At 56.5% G+C, this 3403-nt stretch carries 2 rRNA genes; both read right to left on the bottom strand.

The features are described from left to right. Window positions 1–2 precede the first annotated feature (2 nt). Window positions 3–119: ribosomal RNA gene (gene rrf, locus HAV40_RS37830) — 5S ribosomal RNA — on the bottom strand. A gap of 99 nt (window positions 120–218) precedes the next feature. Further along, window positions 219–3331: ribosomal RNA gene (locus HAV40_RS37835) — 23S ribosomal RNA — on the bottom strand. Window positions 3332–3403: the final 72 nt, after the last annotated feature.

The following is a 3403-nucleotide window of genomic DNA, read 5'->3' on the forward strand; positions in this document are numbered from 1 at the left end:
TTGTCCGGCGGTGTCCTACTCTCCCACAACGTCCCCGTTGCAGTACCATCGGCGCTGGAGGGCTTAGCTTCCGGGTTCGGAATGTTACCGGGCGTTTCCCCTCCGCCATGACCGCCGTAACTCTATCAACATGTCAACCGCACCACTCGTGGTGTGCTGGTTGCGTGTCGTGATGTGCATGGTGGACGCGAGCGATCTTTGCGCAGCTCTTTGTGTTGTTAGGTAAGTCCTCGGCCTATTAGTACCAGTCGACTGAACACATTACTGTGCTTACATCTCTGGCCTATCAACCCGGTGGTCTAGCCGGGGGCCTTACCCACTCTCGTGGTGGGATACCTCATCTTGAAGCGAGCTTCCCGCTTAGATGCTTTCAGCGGTTATCCCTTCCGAACGTAGCCAACCAGCCATGCACCTGGCGGTACAACTGGCACACCAGAGGTTCGTCCGTCCCGGTCCTCTCGTACTAGGGACAGCCCTTCTCAAGTATCCTACGCGCACGGCGGATAGGGACCGAACTGTCTCACGACGTTCTAAACCCAGCTCGCGTACCGCTTTAATGGGCGAACAGCCCAACCCTTGGGACCACCTCCAGCCCCAGGATGCGACGAGCCGACATCGAGGTGCCAAACCATCCCGTCGATATGGACTCTTGGGGAAGATCAGCCTGTTATCCCCGGGGTACCTTTTATCCGTTGAGCGACACCGCTTCCACATGCCAGTGCCGGATCACTAGTCCCGACTTTCGTCCCTGCTCGACCTGTCAGTCTCACAGTCAAGCTCCCTTGTGCACTTACACTCAACACCTGATTGCCAACCAGGCTGAGGGAACCTTTGGGCGCCTCCGTTACCCTTTAGGAGGCAACCGCCCCAGTTAAACTACCCACCAGACACTGTCCCTGAACCGGATCACGGTCCGAAGTTAGATACCCAGATCAACCAGAGTGGTATTTCAAGATTGGCTCCACCATGACTGGCGTCACAGCTTCACAGCCTCCCACCTATCCTACACAAGTTAAACCGGATACCAATGTCAAGCTATAGTGAAGGTCCCGGGGTCTTTCCGTCCTGCCGCGCGTAACGAGCATCTTTACTCGTAGTGCAATTTCGCCGGGCCTGTGGTTGAGACAGTGGGGAAGTCGTTACGCCATTCGTGCAGGTCGGAACTTACCCGACAAGGAATTTCGCTACCTTAGGATGGTTATAGTTACCACCGCCGTTTACTGGCGCTTAAGTTCTCCGCTTCACCCCGAAAGGCTGACAGGTCCCCTTAACGTTCCAGCACCGGGCAGGCGTCAGTCCATATACAGCGTCTTACGACTTCGCATGGACCTGTGTTTTTAGTAAACAGTCGCTTCCCCCTGCTCTCTGCGACCCCACCCAGCTCCAGCCGCGAAGGCCTTCACCAGACGAGGCCCCCCTTCTCCCTAAGTTACGGGGGCAATTTGCCGAGTTCCTTAACCACAGTTCGCCCGATCGCCTCGGTATTCTCTACCTGACCACCTGTGTCGGTTTGGGGTACGGGCCGCGCACAGCTCGCTAGAGGCTTTTCTCGGCAGCATAGGATCATCGACTTCACCTGATACGGCTCGGCATCACGTCTCAGCCTATATGCAGCGCGGATTTACCTACGCTACGGCCTACACGCTTACCCCAGGACTACCACCGCCTGGGCTCGACTACCTTCCTGCGTCACCCCATCGCTCAACTACTACCCACCAAGATCCCAACAATCCCACCGCCGGCCCGAAGGCTTTTGGTGTTCACGGAGGTTAGTACAGCGGGGTTCATCGCGGGCGCTGCTTTGCGGGTACGGGAATATCAACCCGTTGTCCATCGACTACGCCTCTCGGCCTCGCCTTAGGTCCCGACTCACCCAGAGCAGATTAGCTTGACTCTGGAACCCTTGGTCATCCGGCGGAAGGGTTTCTCACCCTTCATTCGCTACTCATGCCTGCATTCTCACTCGTGTGGCGTCCACGGCTAGGTCACCCTGCCGCTTCACCCGCCACACGACGCTCCCCTACCCATCCACACACCTGGATCCGTTCAACGGGACCTGGCTATTGTGTGAATGCCACAGCTTCGGCGGTGTGCTTGAGCCCCGCTACATTGTCGGCGCGGAACCACTTGACCAGTGAGCTATTACGCACTCTTTCAAGGGTGGCTGCTTCTAAGCCAACCTCCTGGTTGTCTATGCGATCCCACATCCTTTTCCACTTAGCACACGCTTAGGGGCCTTAGCTGGTGATCTGGGCTGTTTCCCTCTCGACTACGAAGCTTATCCCCCGCAGTCTCACTGCCGCGCTCTCACTTACCGGCATTCGGAGTTTAGCTGACTTCGGTAAGCTTGTAGGCCCCCTAGGCCATCCAGTAGCTCTACCTCCGGCAAGAAACACGCGACGCTGCACCTAAATGCATTTCGGGGAGAACCAGCTATCACGGAGTTTGATTGGCCTTTCACCCCTAACCACAGGTCATCCCCCAATTTTTCAACATTGGTGGGTTCGGTCCTCCACGACGTCTTACCGTCGCTTCAACCTGCCCATGGCTAGATCACTCCGCTTCGGGTCTAGAGCATGCGACTGAACGCCCTGTTCAGACTCGCTTTCGCTACGGCTTCCCCACACGGGTTAACCTCGCCACATGCCACTAACTCGCAGGCTCATTCTTCAAAAGGCACGCCGTCACCTCACCACAAGGGCTCAGCTCCGACGGATTGTAGGCAGACGGTTTCAGGTACTATTTCACTCCCCTCCCGGGGTACTTTTCACCATTCCCTCACGGTACTAGTCCGCTATCGGTCACCAGGTAGTATTCAGCCTTACCAGGTGGTCCTGGCAGATTCACGGCAGATTTCAGGAGTCCGCCGCTACTCGGGAACACCCACCACAGGTCTTGAACTTTCGTCTACAGGACTCTCACCCTCTACGGTCCCTCATTCCAGAGGATTCGACTAGCCCAAAACTTTATAACTGTGTCGCACAGTGTCAGCTGTGCCTGCAGGGTCCCACAACCCCGTCCACGCAACCCCTGACAGGTATCACACGCACACGGTTTAGGCTACATCCGCTTTCGCTCGCCACTACTCACGGAATCACATGTTGTTTTCTCTTCCTGCGGGTACTGAGATGTTTCACTTCCCCGCGTTCCCTCCACACACCCTATGTATTCAGATGCGGGTAACCCGACATGACTCGGGCTGGGTTCCCCCATTCGGACACCCTGGGATCACAGCTTGGTTGACAGCTCCCCCAGGCCTATCGCGGCCTCCCACGTCCTTCATCGGCTCCTGGTGCCAAGGCATCCACCGTCTGCCCTTAAAAACTTACCTACACAGAGAAACAAAGATGCTCGCGTCCACTATGCACATCTCAACAAACAACCAACCCACACCCACNNNCAA

It is taken from the genome of Catellatospora methionotrophica, assembly GCF_011297335.1.
GTDB classification, from domain to species: domain Bacteria; phylum Actinomycetota; class Actinomycetes; order Mycobacteriales; family Micromonosporaceae; genus Catellatospora; species Catellatospora methionotrophica.